This window comes from Hyalangium gracile, assembly GCF_020103725.1.
In the GTDB taxonomy this organism is placed as follows: Bacteria; Myxococcota; Myxococcia; order Myxococcales; family Myxococcaceae; genus Hyalangium; species Hyalangium gracile.
This window is the reverse complement of record NZ_JAHXBG010000024.1, coordinates 97,748-110,793: the sequence shown is the minus strand read 5'-3', so window position 1 is coordinate 110,793 and position 13,046 is coordinate 97,748. Positions and strand designations below refer to the sequence as shown.

General features: G+C 68.6%; 9 protein-coding genes. 4 read left to right on the top strand and 5 right to left on the bottom strand.

The window, feature by feature from the left end:
* Positions 1 to 68: 68 nt before the first annotated feature.
* From KY572_RS36135 to KY572_RS36125, 3 genes are all read right to left on the bottom strand, one after another.
* Positions 69 to 1,592, bottom strand: a complete 1,524-nt coding sequence (locus KY572_RS36135; RefSeq protein WP_224248249.1) for an MlaD family protein — start codon at positions 1,590 to 1,592, stop codon at positions 69 to 71.
* An 88-nt stretch (positions 1,593 to 1,680) separates the two neighbouring features.
* On the bottom strand, positions 1,681 to 2,421 hold the full coding sequence (locus KY572_RS36130) for an ABC transporter ATP-binding protein (protein ID WP_224248309.1): 741 nt from the start codon (positions 2,419 to 2,421) through the stop codon (positions 1,681 to 1,683).
* A gap of 38 nt (positions 2,422 to 2,459) precedes the next feature.
* The gene (locus tag KY572_RS36125) at positions 2,460 to 3,275 is read right to left on the bottom strand and encodes an MlaE family ABC transporter permease (RefSeq protein ID WP_224248248.1); all 816 of its coding nucleotides are present in this window, start codon (positions 3,273 to 3,275) and stop codon (positions 2,460 to 2,462) included.
* A 145-nt stretch (positions 3,276 to 3,420) separates the two neighbouring features.
* Here KY572_RS36125 and KY572_RS36120 point away from each other — a divergent pair, with 145 nt between their 5' ends.
* Genes KY572_RS36120 through KY572_RS36105 form a run of 4 tightly spaced genes read left to right on the top strand, consistent with a single transcriptional unit; the run spans position 3,421 to position 6,805 of the window.
* Positions 3,421 to 3,996, top strand: coding sequence for a hypothetical protein (locus tag KY572_RS36120; RefSeq protein ID WP_224248247.1), 576 nt, complete (start codon positions 3,421 to 3,423; stop codon positions 3,994 to 3,996).
* 39 nt (positions 3,997 to 4,035) lie between these two features.
* Complete coding sequence (locus KY572_RS36115; protein WP_224248246.1) at positions 4,036 to 5,379, top strand: hypothetical protein; 1,344 nt, start codon at positions 4,036 to 4,038, stop codon at positions 5,377 to 5,379.
* On the top strand, positions 5,376 to 6,128 hold the full coding sequence (locus KY572_RS36110) for a hypothetical protein (RefSeq protein WP_224248245.1): 753 nt from the start codon (positions 5,376 to 5,378) through the stop codon (positions 6,126 to 6,128). Before KY572_RS36115 ends, KY572_RS36110 begins: the two co-directional genes overlap by 4 nt.
* An 8-nt stretch (positions 6,129 to 6,136) precedes the next feature.
* Positions 6,137 to 6,805, top strand: coding sequence for a hypothetical protein (locus KY572_RS36105; RefSeq protein ID WP_224248244.1), 669 nt, complete (start codon positions 6,137 to 6,139; stop codon positions 6,803 to 6,805).
* Positions 6,806 to 6,878: 73 nt separating this feature from the next.
* Here KY572_RS36105 and KY572_RS36100 read toward each other — a convergent pair whose 3' ends face one another.
* Positions 6,879 to 9,497, bottom strand: a complete 2,619-nt coding sequence (locus KY572_RS36100; protein ID WP_224248243.1) for a choice-of-anchor A family protein — start codon at positions 9,495 to 9,497, stop codon at positions 6,879 to 6,881.
* 307 nt (positions 9,498 to 9,804) lie between these two features.
* Positions 9,805 to 12,843 carry a choice-of-anchor A family protein gene (locus tag KY572_RS36095; protein ID WP_224248242.1) on the bottom strand — a complete coding sequence of 1,013 codons (3,039 nt, stop codon included), beginning with the start codon at positions 12,841 to 12,843 and terminating at the stop codon, positions 9,805 to 9,807.
* Between the last annotated feature and the right edge of the window lie 203 nt (positions 12,844 to 13,046).

Below are 13,046 nucleotides of genomic sequence, written 5' to 3'. Positions count from 1 at the left end.
GGCGCTCAGGGCAAGACCCGTGCCGCGACGGGGTACGACGTTCCAGGCCCCAGGTCAAGCAGCGAGGCTCACGGCGTGGGCACGGACGGGAGCAGGGCCTTCAGATCATCGTCGGTGAAGAAGATGCCGCCGCCGAAGAAGAAGTCCCGGCCGGCGATCAGGCGCCGGGTCGCCGTGTCGCGCTGCTGGGCGTTGAGGATGTCGTCCATGCCGGCCGTCACGAAGAGGTGATCGAAGGCCTGGGCGCGCAGCGTGGCGCGCAGCCGCGGGTAGCGCAGTTCCTCCGCCGAGAAGTTGAAGGCGTCCAGCTTCAGCGTCAGCGCGTCCTCCAGGAAGTGCAGGTCCGCGCCCACGCCACCGGTGGACTCGATCAGGCCGAAGCGCAGCGTGGTGAAGTAGTAGCGCTTGGCGAACTGGGCGCTGATCTTGAACGTCTCCCGGGTGATCTTCTGCGTCTGCTCCACCGGCTGGCCAGAGGCGGGCGGGTTGTTCTGCACCACCTGCACCTCCACCAGGCCGCGCGGATCGTCGATGATCTCCAGCAGGTAGTACTTGTCCGGCTTGGGGATGAGCCGCAGCGAGAGGCTGTTCTTCGAGCGCCCCTGGGCCACCAGGTAGGTGGCCTGCAGGCCCACCTCCGTCTGCAGACCGGTGAGCCGGCTGGCGTAGTCGGACACGTCCGTCACCGCCTCCGTGAGCCGCTGGCCCAGCTGCTTGTCCGCCAGCAGCGTGCCCACCACGCCCTCGCCCTCGCGCACGTTCTGGGTGATCTGCTCCAGGTTGCCCAGCGTCCGGTCCAGCTTCTGGATCGTCTCCTTCAGGCTGGACACGCCCTCCTTCAGATCGCCCTCGTTGCTGCCCACCACCGTCTTCACGGTGTTGAGCACCTCGCGCACGTCCTTGGTGATGCCCTCGATGTTGTTGACGATGCGGGTGACCTCCGCCTCGTTCTCCGCCGTCAGCCCGCGCACGTCCTCGGAGACGCCCTGGAAGTTGGCGAGGATGGCGTTGAGCCGCTCGCCGCTGGAGCGCACCGTGTTGTCCACGGACTCCGACAGGCGGATGAGGTTCTCGACGATCCGCTGCAGCGAGCCGGCGCCCTTCTCTCCGCCGAGCACGTCTCGCAGCGCCGCCGTCACCTGCTGGATGTCCGCGGTGATCTGGCTGAGCGACTGGAAGACGGCCTCCATGCCCTGGGTGTCGATCACCCGACGGATCTGCCCGTTCTCCGGCATCAGCGGGGCCTGCTCGGTGCCGGGGTTGAGATCCAGCAGGTAGTCCCCCAGCAGGGACTCGGAGCGCTTGGTGAGCACGGCGTCCTCGCGCAGATCCACGTCCCGGCGGATCTTCAGCAGCACCTTGGCGCGCGTGCCCTCCAGGGTGATCTGGCTGATCTCTCCCACGGGGATGCCGGCGATCTGCACGCGGCTCTTGGCGCTCAGGCCCGAGGCGTCCCGGAAGTAGGCCCACACGGAGGTGGCTTCCTTGTCGCTCAAACCACCCTTCCGCGCGAACACGAAGAACGCGAAGAAGAAGGCGCCGGCAGCGAGCACCAGCAGTCCTACACGGAACGGCGTGACGAGCTTCTTCACCTGGAGTGACTCCGAGGGGGTCCGGCCGGGGGGACAATAGCGGTTTGCGGCCCGGGTGCCAGCATTTCCCTGTGAAGGGTCCGCATGGCTAGTTCTTCCCGAACCATGTCTGCAGGAACTTCTGGACCACGGGGTTCTCGGAGTTGCGCAGCTGCTCCGGAGGTCCGAATTCGATGATGAGGCCCTTGGACAGGAAGGCGATGTAGTTGCCCACGTTGAAGGCCGAGGCGATGTCGTGGCTGATGACGACGCTGGTCACCTTCAGCTGGGCCTGCGCCTCCAGGATCATCTCGTCCACGTAGTCCGTGGTGATGGGATCCAGGCCCGTGGTGGGCTCGTCATAGAGGACGATCTTCGGATCCAGGATGACCGCGCGCGCCAGGCCCACGCGCTTGCGCATGCCACCGGACAGATCCGCCGGGAACTTGGACTCCACGGAGACGGGCAGGCCCATCAGGTCCAGCTTGGAGCGGACGATCTGCCGCACCTGCTCCTCGGGCAGCTCCTTGCGGTGCTCGCGCAGCGGGAAGGCCACGTTCTCGAACACGTTCATCGAGTCGAAGAGCGCCGCGGCCTGGAACACCATGCCGAACTTGCGGCGCACCCGCTCCAGCTCCACGTCCCCCAGCGGGACGATGTCCTCTCCGTCGATGAGCACCTGGCCCTGGTCCGGCTTGAGCAGGCCGATCATGTGCTTCATCAGCACCGTCTTGCCGGAGCCCGAGCCGCCGAGGATGACGCACGTGCTGCCCTCGGGGATGGTGAGGTTGATGCCCGTGAGCACCTTGTGCTCGCCGAACGTCTTGTGCAGGTCGACGACCTGGATCATCGGCCGCGCGGCGGCCGGGGCGGCAGAGGCGGCGCTCATCAGTGCATCATCACGCCAACGAAGAAGTCGATGATGAAGATGGTCATCGCGCTGGTGACCATGGCCTCGGTGGTGGCCTGGCCCACGCCCTTGGCGCCGCCCGACGCGTTGAAGCCCTTGTAGCAGCACACCAGCGTCACCGAGAGCCCGAAGAGGGCCGCCTTGATGAGGCCCTCGTAGAGATCGATGGGATCCAGCCACTGCTGGGTGCGACTGAGGAAGGTGCCGGCGGAGATGTCGTTGGCCACCACGGCCACGAAGTACGAGCCCGACATGCCCGTGGTGTTGAAGAGCATGGTGAGCACCGGCACCATGATGAGGCCGGAGAGCACCCGGGGCACCAGCAGGTACTGGATGGGGTTGACGGCCATCGTCTCCAGCGCGTCCACCTGCTCGGTGACACGCATGGTGCCCAGCTCCGTGCACATGGCGGAGCCTGCTCGCATGGTGACCATGAGCGCGGAGAACACCGGGGCCAGCTCGCGCGTGAGCGTCAGCGCCACCGTGGGGCCCACCATGCTCTCGGCGTCGAAGAGCGCGAAGGCGCTCCCGGTCTGCGTGGCGAACACCATGCCGGTGAACAGCCCCGTCAGCCCGACGATGAAGATGGAGCCCACGCCCACGAAGTCCAGCTGCGCGAACAGGTTGGTCAGCCTGTATGGCCGCTTGAGGCTCCAACGAGCGACCTGGAATCCCAGGTACGTCACCCCACCGATGTTGGAGACGACGCCCACCGCCGACTTGACGAACTTCTCGAGCGATTGAAGGAGGAGGGACGGCTCCTGGGTCGCCTTGTCTGCGTTCTCGGTCGCCATGGTGGGTCCTGCCTCACTCTACGTGCCCGGTTCAGCGGCACAAGTCCCCGGTGGAGACGGTTGTGCTTACTCGGGGCTGATCGTTATGTTGCGCCCCCCTTTTTACTCATGACCCGGGTCCGCGAGACCCGAACCGAGCACCCAGATGGCTACTTACAAGGTTGGCGGCGAGGTCGACGCCTTCTGCACCCGCTGCAAACTCCCCACTCCGCTGGCGCACACCATCCTCGCGATGGTGGGCACCAAGATCGCCCGCGTGCGCTGCAACACGTGCGGCGGTGATCATGCCTACCGCAGCGCCCCGGGCGCCACGGACAAGCCGTCGGCCTCCTCGCGCGCCAGCACCGCGCGCGCCAGCACGCCCCGAGCGGAGAAGCCCGAGAAGGTCGTCATCTCCTTCGAGGAGCAGCTGGCCGGCAAGGACATCGCCAACGCGGCGAAGTACAGCCCCAAGGACACCTACAAGATGGATCAGGTGATCCAGCACCCCACCTTCGGCCTGGGCCTGGTGACGGCGGTGCGCGGGGACAAGGTGGACATCGCGTTCAAGTCCGAGACGAAGACGCTCGTCCACGGCCGTGGCGGCCCCGCCGAGCGGCCAACCTTCAGCCCGCCCGGTGCTCGCCACACGGGCCCCGCCGACAAGCCGCTCTCACCTTCGACTACAGAGCAGGCCTCCGCCGAGGCCCCCGCAGCCGTGTCCGCGCCTTCAGAGGATTGACCTGGGACCCCGCGAGGAGTGATGTTCGCGGAGTTCCTTATGCGCCTGCTGTTCGTGCTTTCCCTCGCTTTCGTCTTGCTTCCGGGGACCGCGGCAGCGGCGCCACCGGAAGTGCGGGCCACGCCGGAGCGGGTGGTGCTCGGGCAGGACGCGGCGGTGGAGCTGGAGGTCCGGCTGCCAGAGGGCGCCGGGCCGGTGCACGCGACGGCGTCCTCGGGGAGCTTCGAGCAGCAGGTGGTCGCGGGCGGCGCGAGCCGGAAGTTCCGGTGGACGCCGCCGGACATCAAGTACCCGCTGCTGGCCGTGCTGATGTTCTCGGTGAGCGCGCCCCAGGGCCCGCCCGAGGTGGCCGTCGTCCGCATCCCCATGCTGGGGCGCACGACGCTGCCGGTCACCACGGATCCCGGCGCGGAGGTGGTGATCGAGATCGCCGGGGCGCGCTTCGGTCCCGTGAAGGCGGATCGGCGCGGCCGCGCGCAGGTGCCCGTCGAGGTGCCTCCGGCGATGAAGGAGGCGCACGTGCTGGCCACGCGCGGCTCGCTGAAGACCGATCGCGTGGTGAAGCTGGAGGTGCCGGACCACCGTCCGCTGGTGGCGATGCTCTCGCCCGAGCCCCTGCCCCGCTCGGGTGGCTGGCTGGTGGTGGCGGGCGAGGAGTCCTTGAGCGCCGCGGACCTGGAGCTCTCCACGGAGGGGGCCAGCGTGGAGCCTCAGGCCGGAGCTCCCGTGCGCTACCGCGTGAGCCCCGCGGCCGACGCGAAGACCGTCTCCGTGGAGGCCCGGCGCCGCGAGGCCCGTGACACCGCCCGGGCCCAGGCCAGCGTGATGCAGGAGATCGCCGCGCCGGTGGTCGCCGCCCCGCCCCCTGTCGCTCCCGCCTCTCGCAAGCTGGCCCTGCACCTGCTGGCGGGGGCCTTCTTCGCTGGAGGCGCCAACCGCGGCCCGGCGCTGGCCGTGGGCGTGTCCCATCCCCTGCCCTTCTGGCAGGAGCGGCTCGCGGCGGAGCTGGAGGTGGGGGTGCGCAGCGCCTCGCTGGATGCGACGATCGAGGGCTTCGGCACGCTGCACTCGCGCGTGCTCGCGGGCCCGCTGCTGGCCTCCGCGCGCCTCACCGTGCTCCAGCGCTCGGCCTTCACGCTGTACGGCCGCGCCGGAGCCGGCGTGCTCCCCTTCCAGCACGAAGTCTCCAGTGACTTCCAGCAGGGCTTCGACGAGAGCAAGCTGGCCCCCATGGCCTTCCTCGCCGCGCAGGGGGCGTACCGGCTCGGGCGCGTGAGCCTGCTGCTCGAGCTGCGCGGAGAGTATGGCCCCGCCCAGACAGCCCGCCTGGATGCGCAGCTCGGTGGAGCCGGCGTCTGCCTGGGCGTGAGGTACGAACCATGAAGCGAGCCGTCTGCGCGCTGTTGCCTCTCCTGCTCTGGGCCGCCTGCGAGCCCGCCTCGCTGCCGGCTCCCTCCATCGTCTCGGTGTCTCCGGAGCGGGTGGCCGTGGGCGTGCCGTCCAGCCTCTCGGTGCGGGTGGACGCGCTGCTGCCCATCACCGTGGACTACCAGGAGCAGCTCGTGGACCCCGAGCAGCTGGCGATGACGGTGCGCCTGGCGGGGCGGCAGGTGGACACCCCCTTCGCCGAGCCGGACGGCACGCTCATCGTCCCGGTCCCCGAGGGGCTGGAGCTGGGCGACTACGACATCCAGGTGACGCTGGCGGATGGCCGCGAGGCCCTGCGGGAGCGCGCCTTCTCGATCGTTCCCGCGCCGACGCTCAACGGCACCCCGCGGTCCGATGATGGCGGGACGCAGGGCGATGGAGGCCCGGGGCCGGATGAGCCGTTCGAGGAGATCGGAGGCGGCATCACCGGCTTCCAGATCGATCCCATCCAGGAGCAGGTCCGCAACAAGCCCTTCCGGATCACCATCCGCGCCGAGGGCCCGGACGCCAACAGCTTCTCGGGGGATGTGACGTTGCGCGCCAGCAAGGGGCACCTGAAGTCCATCACCCGGGGAGCCTTCTCGGGCGGAGTGCGTGTGGAGGAGATCTCCCTGTCCCAGCAGGGCCCAGGGGTCTACGTCCTGGTCAAGGACAGTCGGGGTAACAAGGGGCTGTCGAACTCCTTCCGCGTCCGGCCTCACTGAGCGACGCTATGTCCGTCATGCGTCAATGGGTGTCGCTGCCTGTCCTGCTGTTGTGCGCGTGTGGCTCGAGTGAGCTGCCCCTGCCCACGCTCGTGTCCGTCGAGCCCGCGAGCATCCCCGCGGACTCGCGCTTCCTGCTCACGCTGGAGTTCGAAGGCGTGCTGCCGGTGAAGGTGGACTACGGCAGCAACGGCGCGGAGCTGATCGCCACCGAGCGGGTGCGCATCGCGGACAAGGAGTTCGACGTCATCCAGGCCCAGAAGAGCGGCCGCCAGCTCACGGTGGACGTCATCCCGTGGCTGGCCGTGGGAGCACAGGACGTGAAGGTCCAGCTCCAGGACGGGCGGCAGGTGGTGCTCGAGCAGGGCCTTCAGGTGAACCCGCCGCTCAACCTCACCGGGTTCGAGATCGATCCCATCGGCGAGCAGATTCGCCACCGTCCCTTCATGGTCACCATCCGGGCGCTGGGGCCGGATGCGGCGCTGTTCAACGGCCGGGTGATCGTCCGCTCCACCCAGGGGAATGTGGACCCGAAGGTGAGTGATGCCTTCAAGAACGGAGAGCTCAAGCAGCGGTTCACCGGCGATGACTCCACGGAGAGCTCGATGAAGCTCATCGTCGAGGACTACGCGGGGCACACCGGCATGTCCAACGAGTTCATCCTGGGCAAGCCCTGAGCCCGGCACAGGGCCTGGCTCAGCTGGACCGAACGGCGGAGGGGACCCGCGCACGAGCCCCCTCCCCGGCCTGCTAGTTCTGGACGTCCGGGCAGATGACGTGCTCGTCCAGCGGGTTGATGTGGCCCTCCGCGTTGCCCGTCAGCGACTTCGCGTACATGCCGCCATCCCAGCTGCCGTCGGTGAACGTGACGTCCGCGTACGGCGCCAGCACCGTACCCCAGAAGCCGAAGCCCTGGGCGTTGATGCTGGTGGCATCCACGAAGTTGTACAGCACCCCGTGCTGGTCGATGCCCCCGCCGAACTGGTGGCCGAAGGCGGAGAACGCGGCCGACGCCCCGTGGATGTTCACCACCGCCAGCGAGCCGGCCGGAGCCTGGATGTCCAGCAGCGTCGCGCCGGTGAAGTCACTGGCCTGCACGGTGAACACGTTCACGCTCGGGTCCGTCCCGTACAGGGAGATGCCGCCCCAGCCGTGCTTCGTCGTGGTGCCGTTGACCGCCAGCGCGGACAGCTGAGCCGACAGCGCGCGCAGCTGGGCGCCCCGCGTCGCGAAGTCGATGGGCATGCCCTGGGACACGGCGCCTCGCGGGTAGATGACGGTCAGGTCCGAGCTGTAGCCGGCCCCGTACCAGGCATCGCCCCAGACCGCGCCGCGCGTGAGGGTCAGGTTGCCGCCCGCGACCAGCACGTTGGCCGTGTCGCTGGCCGCCAGGCCCGAGCCCACCGCGAAGTCCTCCATGGCGATGTCACCACCGGCCGCCACCCTGCCCACCACATCGTGGCCACCGTTGTAGTCCTCGAGCAGGAACAGGTTGTAGTCGCTCAGCCGCACCTCGATGCAGCTGCCGCCGCCGCAGCCCAGGCTCGCCTGCGCCGAGCCGGCGTTGTTGTCCTCGCGGCACTCGAGCTCGCGGCTCGCGCCCGAGCCGTTGTCATCCGCCACGGCGAACACCTGGGCGGAGCCGCCCGGGGGCGAAGCCAGCTGCAGGGTCACCCACGCCTCGGCGCCCGCGGCCAGCACGGATGGCACCTGGACGACGCCGAGCAGCGTGCCGCCCGAGGCCGGATTGCCCCGGTAGAAGGCCACCGGCAGGCCCGCGGAGGCGGCCGCGTCACCCAGGTTGCGCACCCGGGCCGTGAGGCTCACGCCCTGCGTGGCGCTGTCACACGCCGCCGCCACATCCGAGGCCACCAGATCCGCCGCCGCGAAGGGGCTGGTGGTGCCGGCGCCCTGGCTGTTGGCTCGGAAGGTGTTGAGGCCCGCGGTCCTCCAGTTCGTCGCCGCGTGCTGGGGGATCGTCCCGTCCTCGTTGACGTTGGTGACGGAGTACGCGTGCTGGTTCCAGATGCGCCGGGTGTTCACCCAGCCGTCCTTCTTGTCGCGGAACACGCGGATGCCCGCCACGCCCGGGTTGGCGTAGTTGTTGGAGGCGATGACGATCTCCGCGTTGTTGTCGCCGTCCACGTCGACGATGACGGGGTTCTCGTACGTGGTGCCCGAGCTGTGCGGCACGCTGAAGCGCACCGCGCCCGTGGCGCCGTCGTAGATGCGCAGCCGCGTCTCGTCCCCATAGACGACCTCGGCCTTGCCATCCCCCTCGAAGTCGAAGGTGGAGGAGCCGGTGCGGTTGGAGCTGAGGTCCTGCGTGGGGCTGCTCCAGCGCAGCGTCCCGTTCGTCTCGAAGACCACGTACTGGCTGGCGCCCGCCACGCCGATCTCCGCCTGCCCGTCATTGTCGAAGTCCGCGATGTTGGGCGCGCCGCCGGCTCCGCCGCCGGGGATCTGCTGCGTCCACAGGGTGGCGCACGTGTCGTCCATCAACGTCACGCGGCCCTCCCACACCACGACGACCTCGCCGTACGGATCCGCGTCGAAGTTGCCCACGCCCGCCAGCCCGTGGCCGATGTTGTTGTTCACGCACTTCGGGGTGCCGTTGGCCAGGTAGATGGCCCGATCGTTGACCACCTCGGGCGTGCCGTCCTGGTCGATGTCCGCCGCGAAGGAGAGCGGTCCGGTGCTGCCCGGACCACCGGGCCCGTCCGAGCCCCTCCACTTCATCACCCCCGTGTTGGAGTAGACGGTGTTGCCGTCGATGATCTCCACCGTCCCGTCGCCGTTCAGATCCGCCAGCGAGGGGCCACCCCAGTTGTTGGTCGAGTTGGTCCCCGTCCGGAACTTGAACGTCCCGTCATGCTCGAAGCACATGACGCCCGTGCCGTTCTCGGGGATGGTGCACAGCTCCACCTTCCCGTCGCCGTCGATGTCTCCGGCCGCGATGCTCGCCGCGCCTCGCACCCGGCGCGTCGAATCCGTCACCGTCCACAGCTCGCTGCCGTCCGCCCCGCTGATCGCGCGCAGCACGCCATCGGTGGTGTAGTTGGTGCCCGCGAAGGTGTTGAAGATCACGTCCGGCACGCCATCGCCGCTCACCTCCGCGACGATGGGCGTCATCATCACCTGCTTGTGGTTGGGCAGGACGGTGCTGCCCGTCCACTCCCACTCCAGCTCCGGCTCGAAGTTGGGATTGAAGGGCGGAACCACCTCGCAGGCCTCCGCCGTGGAGACCGCCGAGCGCTGCTGGGACAGGGACTCTTCCTCCACCGCGCTCGCGCATGAAGCCAGCACCGCGAGGGACAGGGCCCTCGCGCCATGCGCTGCCTTCGTGAACTTCCCTTGTTGCTTTCTCATGTTGCCCCCATTGGCCGGCACCCCCGACGGCGCGTCGGCCGGAAAGAATTTCGTGGGGGTGCACCTTTACCGTCAGGTCGGAATCGAGCGCAAGGTATTCACGAAGAGCGGGGCTGTCGGGTAGTGGGGCTTTCTAGGTGGAAGTGTGTGCCGGGGGGACTGCCTGAAACGCAAGAAGGCCCCAGCACCGGAGTGCTGGAGCCCTCTTCCCGCCGGCCCGAGGCGTGCTCAGGCCCGGCGGGTGGAGTCAGGAGGCAGCTCCTGACTCAGGAGCGGAGGGAGCCCGGTGGCCCGAGCCCCCACCGGCTCAGTAGTTGTAGTCCGACGTCGGCGGGCAGATGCTGTGGTCGCCGAGCGGGTTGATGTGACCCTCGGCGTTGCCCGTGAAGGACTTGGCGTAGAAGCCGCCGTCCCAGCTGCCGTTGTGGAACGTGACGTCCGCGCTCGGCGCCAGCACCGTGCCCCAGAAGCCGAAGCCCTGAGCGCTGATGCTGGTGGTCCCGACGAAGTTGTACACGACGCCGGTCTGGTTGACGCCGCCGCTGAACTGGGTGCCGAAGCCACCGAACGTGGCGGAGGCGCCGTAGATGTTGACCACCATCAGCGAGCCGGCCGGAGCGTTGATGTCCAGCAGCTTGGCGCCGTTGAAGTCGCTCGCCTGGACGCTGACCACGTTCACGCTCGCGTCGGTGCCCTTCAGGTAGATGCCACCCCAGTTGTACTTCGTGGTGGTGCCATTCACCGGCAGGCTGGCCAGCTGCGCGGACAGCGCCTGCAGCTCGGCGGCCTTGGCCGCGAAGTCGATCGGCGTGCCCTGAGCCGCGCCGCCACGCGGGAAGATGACGGACGGGTTGGTGCTGAAGCTGCCGCCGTAGCGAGCATCACCGAAGACCGCGCCGCGGTTGAGGGACAGGTTGCCACCGGCCACCAGCACGTTGGCCGTGTCGCTGGCCGCCAGGCCCGAGCCCACCGCGAAGTTATCCATGGTGATGTTGCCGCCGGCCGCCACCTTGCCCACCACGTCGTGGCCACCGTTGTAGTCCCCGAGCAGGAACAGGTTGTAGTCGCTCAGGTTGATCTCGATGCAGGTCTCGCACGGACCCACGGTGACGTTACGGGTCACGCTGACGGCGTTGCCCGCGGAGTCAGCCGCGCTGTAGGTGATGACGTAGGTGCCGGACTGGGTCGAGTCGATGCCACCGGAGATGGTGACGGGCAGCGCACCCTGGCACGCGTCGTTGGCCACGGCGCCCGGATCCTCGAAGTCGCCGTTGCACTCCACGTCGATGTAGGCCCCGCCGTTCAGCGTGATGGTGGGAGCCTGGGTGTCCTCGACGATGACCGCGCGCGAGACGGACGAGGCGTTACCCGACGGATCCGTCGCCGTGTAGGTCAGCGCGTAGGTGCCCGGGGCGCCCGTGTTGACGGAGCCGGCCGTGGTGATGGTCGACGCGCCGCCGACGCACACGTCGTTGGACACGGCGCCCGGATCCGTGAAGGCCGCGCGGCACTCCAGGGCGATGGTGCCCTCGCCGCGCAGGACGATGGCGGGAGCCTGGGTGTCCTGAACGGTGACCAGGCTGGTGCAGCTGGCCGTGTTGTACGAGGAGTCGGTCGCGGTGTGCACCACGGGGGTGACGCCCAGCGGGTAGCTCGCCGGGGGCGGGCTGCTCACGTTGGCCTCACCGCAGTTGTCCCTGGCGGTGGCCAGGCCCGCGTCCACGAACGCGGCGTTGTCCACGCACTCGGCCACCTTGTTGCTCGGGCAGACGATCGACGGGCCGGTGTTGTCCACCACCTGCACGGTGGCGGAGCAGCTCGCGGAGGCACCCTTGGAGTCCGTGCACGTCAGGGTGACGGTCGTGGTGCCCGGGCCGTACGGGCCCGCGGGAGACTGGGTGCAGTTGAACTGGTCACCGTCCGGATCGGACGAGCCGTTGTTGATGGAGCCGGTGGCGCCGCAGGTCAGGTCGGCCTCGAGGACCAGGTTGCCGCAGGAGGCAGTCGGCGGGCGGTTCGCCGCGGTCCAGTCACGGAACGCGGAGTTCGACGTCGCCGTCTGGCCGTTGGACCTCACGAAGGAGGCCTGGATGTCGTCGCGGCCCACCCCGCCGTTGCCGGTGTAGGTGAAGGTGGCCTTGCCCTGGGCGTTCGTCACGGCGGTGCCGGTGACGTTGGCGTTGGGGCCGGTGCGCACGCGGAAGGTCACCGTGCGGTTGAGCAGCGGGTTGCCGTTGTCATCCTGCAGGGTGGCCGTCACGGTGTGGCTGCTGCCCACCGGGCCCGTGGACGTCGTGGGGCCGAGGACGATGCCCTCGCCGATGATGGCCGCGGCGGAGGTCAGCGACAGCGCGCCGAAGAAGATGTTGTCGTCGTTGGAGGGGTTGCGCGTGGCGATGGTGATCTGCGTGGCGCCGTTGGCGACGAACGGACGCAGATCATAGAGCTCGTCATCCCCGCGGAAGCCCGGGCCACCGGCGTTCGGGTTCGGGTTGGCGTTGGAGTCGTCCAGGCCGCCCACGGTGATCAGCGCGCCGTCCTCGGAGGCGCCGTCATCCTGGCCACCGGCCTGCGAGGTCAGCCGCGAGCCGTTGACGTCGATGATGCTGACCTGGCGCTCGGAGGAAGAGCCGTCCTGGTAGCCGAAGGAGATACCCAGGGAGAGATCCAGGCCCAGGTTCGGGTCGGCCTTGTTGATGGGCTCGGCCAGGCCGATGCGGAAGGTGTCGCCGCCGGTGCTCTGGGCGCCGAACAGCAGGATGACCGTGTTGACTGTCGTCGCGGCCGGGTTGTTGAACACCACCGCGAGGATCTCACCGTCCACGCTGTAGCTCTGCGTCTCGGTGACGGTGAAGTTCACGCGGCCGGCGGGGGCCGAGTTGATCTTGCTGGCCACCAGCGAGGTGACGTCCGCCCAGTGGTTGTACGAGGAGATGCCGCTCTGGATGGAGCGACCCCAGTTCACCGACTGGCCGTCGATCTTCACGCCGCCGTTCGGGATGGAGTAGTTGGAGAAACCGGTGCTGGCGGCCGCCAGGTACGCGGCCTTCACCGTCGCGCCCGCGGGCTTGTTGACCTGTACGATGCCGGAGGAGCCGTTGGTGCCAACTCCGTCCAGCGACAGCGAGATGAAGCCGGACTCGGTGACGATCGGAGCCAGCGGGGTGGTGGCCAGAGCGGTGGCAGCGGCCTGCTTCTGCAGCGCCGAGCCCTCGTAGCCCGCGGGCGGAGTGCCCGGAACCGAGGTCGCGCCGGTGAGCGCCGCGCCCTGCCCGTTGCCCTGAGTCGCGTCTTGCGAGGCGCCTCCACAGGCAGCGGTCCAGGCCAGGAGCCCTGCCGCCATCATTCCTTTCCAACTACGACTGAGTTGCTGCATTGCACTCCTCCCTTGAGGGGGAAATTCTCAAATGCTGTTAAATTCTCGTGTAGGTGAAAACAGCAGATGTGCGAATACGACGAGCGGTGAAGACCAGGTGAAGCTTCAGCGTGGGGTTGGGTACAGGCGTGAAGACGAAGAGAGAGGCAGGAGATTCACCCTGAAAGCAGGGA

Excerpts from the sequence above, each read along its gene's own strand:
- KY572_RS36105 (WP_224248244.1), top strand. The coding sequence starts at position 6,137 with ATGTCCGTCATGCGTCAATGGGTGTCGCTGCCTGTCCTGCTGTTGTGC.
- KY572_RS36095 (WP_224248242.1), bottom strand. The coding sequence starts at position 12,843 with ATGATGGCGGCAGGGCTCCTGGCCTGGACCGCTGCCTGTGGAGGCGCC.
- KY572_RS36115 (WP_224248246.1), top strand. The coding sequence starts at position 4,036 with ATGCGCCTGCTGTTCGTGCTTTCCCTCGCTTTCGTCTTGCTTCCGGGG.
- KY572_RS36130 (WP_224248309.1), bottom strand. The coding sequence starts at position 2,421 with ATGATCCAGGTCGTCGACCTGCACAAGACGTTCGGCGAGCACAAGGTG.
- KY572_RS36125 (WP_224248248.1), bottom strand. The coding sequence starts at position 3,275 with ATGGCGACCGAGAACGCAGACAAGGCGACCCAGGAGCCGTCCCTCCTC.
- KY572_RS36120 (WP_224248247.1), top strand. The coding sequence starts at position 3,421 with ATGGCTACTTACAAGGTTGGCGGCGAGGTCGACGCCTTCTGCACCCGC.
- KY572_RS36110 (WP_224248245.1), top strand. The coding sequence starts at position 5,376 with ATGAAGCGAGCCGTCTGCGCGCTGTTGCCTCTCCTGCTCTGGGCCGCC.
- KY572_RS36100 (WP_224248243.1), bottom strand. The coding sequence starts at position 9,497 with ATGAGAAAGCAACAAGGGAAGTTCACGAAGGCAGCGCATGGCGCGAGG.